The organism is Verrucomicrobiales bacterium (genome assembly GCA_016793885.1).
Taxonomy (GTDB): Bacteria; Verrucomicrobiota; Verrucomicrobiia; order Limisphaerales; family UBA11320; genus UBA11320.
In genome coordinates this window covers 1-3,524 of record JAEUHE010000211.1, presented here as the reverse complement: position 1 = coordinate 3,524, position 3,524 = coordinate 1, and the positions used below count along the sequence as shown (strand labels likewise).

Annotated in this window: 5 protein-coding genes; 2 read left to right on the top strand and 3 right to left on the bottom strand. The window is 56.5% G+C overall.

Annotated features, from left to right (window positions below; translation table 11 throughout):
• Window positions 1-146: 146 nt before the first annotated feature.
• The 3 genes from JNN07_24005 to JNN07_23995 are packed head-to-tail and all read right to left on the bottom strand — an operon-like array spanning window position 147 to window position 1,969.
• Window positions 147-716, bottom strand: coding sequence for a hypothetical protein (locus JNN07_24005; protein ID MBL9170818.1), 570 nt, complete (start codon window positions 714-716; stop codon window positions 147-149).
• 3 nt (window positions 717-719) lie between these two features.
• Entirely contained in the window at window positions 720-1,544 is an 825-nt protein-coding gene (locus JNN07_24000; protein ID MBL9170817.1) for a hypothetical protein, read from the bottom strand.
• The gene (locus JNN07_23995; GenBank protein MBL9170816.1) at window positions 1,541-1,969 is read right to left on the bottom strand and encodes a hypothetical protein; all 429 of its coding nucleotides are present in this window, start codon (window positions 1,967-1,969) and stop codon (window positions 1,541-1,543) included. Before JNN07_23995 ends, JNN07_24000 begins: the two co-directional genes overlap by 4 nt.
• 579 nt (window positions 1,970-2,548) lie before the next feature.
• Between JNN07_23995 and JNN07_23990 the strand changes: the two genes are divergently transcribed.
• Window positions 2,549-2,956, top strand: coding sequence for a hypothetical protein (locus JNN07_23990; protein ID MBL9170815.1), 408 nt, complete (start codon window positions 2,549-2,551; stop codon window positions 2,954-2,956).
• A 22-nt stretch (window positions 2,957-2,978) separates the two neighbouring features.
• Window positions 2,979-3,524, top strand: a 546-nt coding sequence (locus tag JNN07_23985) for a relaxase domain-containing protein (GenBank protein MBL9170814.1), incomplete at its 3' end; no start/stop codon positions are given.

Below are 3,524 nucleotides of genomic sequence, written 5' to 3'. Positions count from 1 at the left end.
TAGGCACGCGCCCCGATGCCGAGATTGCTCGCAGTGATTCCAAAGGAAAAACGCTGGCTGGTAAGTGAGCCTTCTCGACTCACTTCCCAGCTGCAATAGCCCGAAGTGCTCACACTAAAACACCCCCACCCACCCACATCGAACTGTTAGCCTCCCATTCGTCTCCAAAAGTAGCCTAGAAATCCAGCCGAGATCCAGAGAGCGACAACCAGCACCCAATGGCTCAGCCAGGGACTCGACTGGAGATCGGCGCATTCCTGACGGAGGATTCGCCCGGACTGGTCGAAGTCGGCTTTCGCCGCATCCCAGGCCTTTGAGCCTTTGACCAACCCGTCGCGAATCTGTTGCGCCGTCTTCTCGGCTTCCACCAGATGGCTCTTGAAACTGCCGAGGATCTTCTCGGCGATGGCGGCTTGATCCCGAATCTGTTTCTGAAGTTCTTGAGTTCGGGCCAAGGTCGTCGACTCATAGGCCTTGATCTGACTGGCGATGCAGTTCTGCTGCTCTCGAAACTCCTTCTGCAAGGATGCCCGAGACGCTTCGATGGTCAGGAGCACCTTTGCGGCGGCCCGGAATTGAGATCGGTTGAGCAGCACCAGTTGGACCGGGAATGAATTCTCATCCCCCTGGCACCAGGCAGCCAAGAGTTTCCGGAGCTGTTTGGCCTCCGCTGGAGAGGCTCCCTCACACAACGCGTCAAAGGCAGTATCATCCATACTTCATTCTCCAAAGTTGAGGTTGGCCTGCGCATCGCTTTCGTCGGGAGCGGCGGTGTTCACTCGCTGTGACTTAGCTTCCAAGGAGAACCCCTCGGGAAGCAACAGTTCGGCGATGGGATCATACTCGAGGAATACCTTCTGCAGTGCCCATTGGATCTCCCCCGCCAGGAGACGCTCCAAATGGTGCATGTCCGGGTGAGAGACTTCGGCGAAGCTTAACGCGCGTTTGGCTTTCATCTCGGCCTTCTCCATGGCCAGAAGCGTGGTCGACGTGATGCCCGGTAGAAGGATCGACTTGGCTCCAAAATCGATGAGTTGCGCCTCGAGCTGCGAAGCGTTGAAAAGATCACCCCGCGCCTTGGTAGGGTTGTGGACGATGACGTAGTCGACTCGATCCCCCGCATAGAGGAACAAGCGGGCGACGTTGTTCATGCTTTCGGTGTCGTCAGTCGGGAACAGAAAGAACGTCAGCCGAATGCCTGCGTCCGCACAAATGTCCAGGATCTGCAATTCTTCCAGGGCACTGAGGATGAGCGCATCGGCCTGGGCGCGAGTGTCGATGACGTGGATGGGGGCGGTCTCCTTCATTACTCGCCGAAACAGGGTGAGTAAGGCTGACTTGCTCTCCTGCCCGTTGCCGAGTTGGTAGGACTTAACGACGTCCCGGTGCCGAGCGGCAAAGGTATGGTGACGGTCGTCGAGATCTGATCCTGTCCAGCTGATGCCGTGGTGATCCAGCCAGGCGGTGCGGAACTCGGTTTCGAAGCTCTTGCCGAGGTTGCCTTTGGATTGAGGGTTGAGATGAATGCGTCGGGTAATTTTCATGTTGCGGTTGGGTCGTTGAGGTTGATGCGAGCGGGATCCACAGAACGAAATCGTCGCGCTGGAGGCATGGCTGCCGCGATCGGTTTTGCTTTCACGGCGTTGACCACCGGAGCCGGCGGCTCCTGCGAGCCAATCGACTCCCAGTGTGTAACCGCCTGGCGTTTCACAAATCGCCGGAAGAACTGGTGCACACCCTGAAACGTGATCGCACAGTCCACTTGATCCGTAAGGTGACATGCAATTTCCTTCCAGGTCATCCGCTGTCGACGAAGACTCCGGATGAGTTCGGTGTGAGGTTCGATCCGACTGTGAAACGCCCGACCGCCGCCCTTGCGGCGGAACGTTTGCGAATAGTTCTCGTTCTCAGATCCCATGCTTTCCAGGTTGCCCGACAAGCCGGGATCCGTGTTACCGAGTAGTTCCAAGGTTAACCCACCGTGGCGAGGAGTTACGCCGATTCCGAATATTACCTTTCGGAAACCACCTTGAGTTGAGCTCGATCGAGTCAGCGTCCGAATGGGGGTTGAAGCGTGTTGAACGCTGTTGAGCGGGAGCGTTGAAGCCCGTTGATCCGCGTTGAGCTTATCAACGCCATTCAACGGACTGCGTCACCTGCCCTACCTCGGGCCGCGCTCCTCAGTGAAATTCTAAGCTCCAGCTTAGGGGTAGGGCGTCTCCACAATAATGAATCCATCCCGCAGCGCCTAGCGCCTTGAATTGAATGCCGATTCTTGAGGCAGAGGGCTGAACACGAATGTATCGAAGTGAGGGATGGCCATACAAATCGGCTCGAGATGAGGACCATGAAGGAGTCAAAAAAAGAATCAAATTGTGTCCATACTACACAAACGCCATCTCGGACTGTGAGAGTCTGTGCTCGTGCAAGCTGTGGTTATGGCTCCGGCTCTTGAACGCGTATGAGATACGCCTCACACGCAATGTTTAGACCTAGACTGCCATCCATAACTCCCGGATGTGGGAACGCAGAAACCAATCAACCAACTATGAATGGCTCTATCAACGAACGGATCACCAGCACATCGCATCGTCCGAACACCGCGCCAAGAGTCGAACTTCTCAGTGTTCATGCTCGCGACCTTCTGAATGTGCGTCGTCTTCAAGGCCGACTAAACGCTCGGCAAACGGCCGCCCTACTCAACTGCAATGAAACCGATATCCCAGTCTTGGTAAATCGGGGTTTGCTGACGCCCTTGGGAAACCCTCCGCCCAACTCCACCAAATACTTCTCGCCGGCAGAGGTTCTGGATCTGGCAGGTGATCCGGAGCGGATGGGAGCAATTTGCAATGCTCTCTATCGACACTGGCAAGACAAGAACGCCGCGAAAACGAAAGGACCTCAACGCCGTTCTCTTCGTGGCGTGGAGAAAGACGCAAACCAGCACGGGAAGTAACCTCTCCAAATCCAGATGCCCCATGCTGACCTCCAGAGCCCAATATCATCTCGGGAACGCCAAGGAGTATTTCGAATCTCACCTTCGGGTCGGGGATTACTACACCGAGGGACAGCGGCTGACCGGCGAATGGATCGGTAAGGGAGCTGAACGCCTCGGGTTGACCGGGGTCCCTACGTCGGAGGAGTTCCTGCGGATGTGCGACAATCTCCATCCTCAGACCGGACAGAAGCTGACCCTACGTCAGAAAACCACCCGCCTAGAGCTCCGGCCTGACGGAGCAGAACGAGAAACCGCCAACCGACGGGTGTTCTATGACTTCACCTTCTCACCGCCCAAGTCGGTCTCCATCGCCGCCCTGGTCCAGAAGGATACCCGGATTATCCAGGCTCACGATGAAGCGATTCGAAGTGCCGTTCATCAACTCGAGTCCTTTGCCGGCACTCGGGTCCGGAAGGCGGGTTCTTGCAACGATCGGCCCACCCAGAATGTCACCGCTGCCCTATTCCGTCACGAAACCTCCCGGGCTATGGATCCGCATCTTCATACCCATTGCATCGTCTTCAAC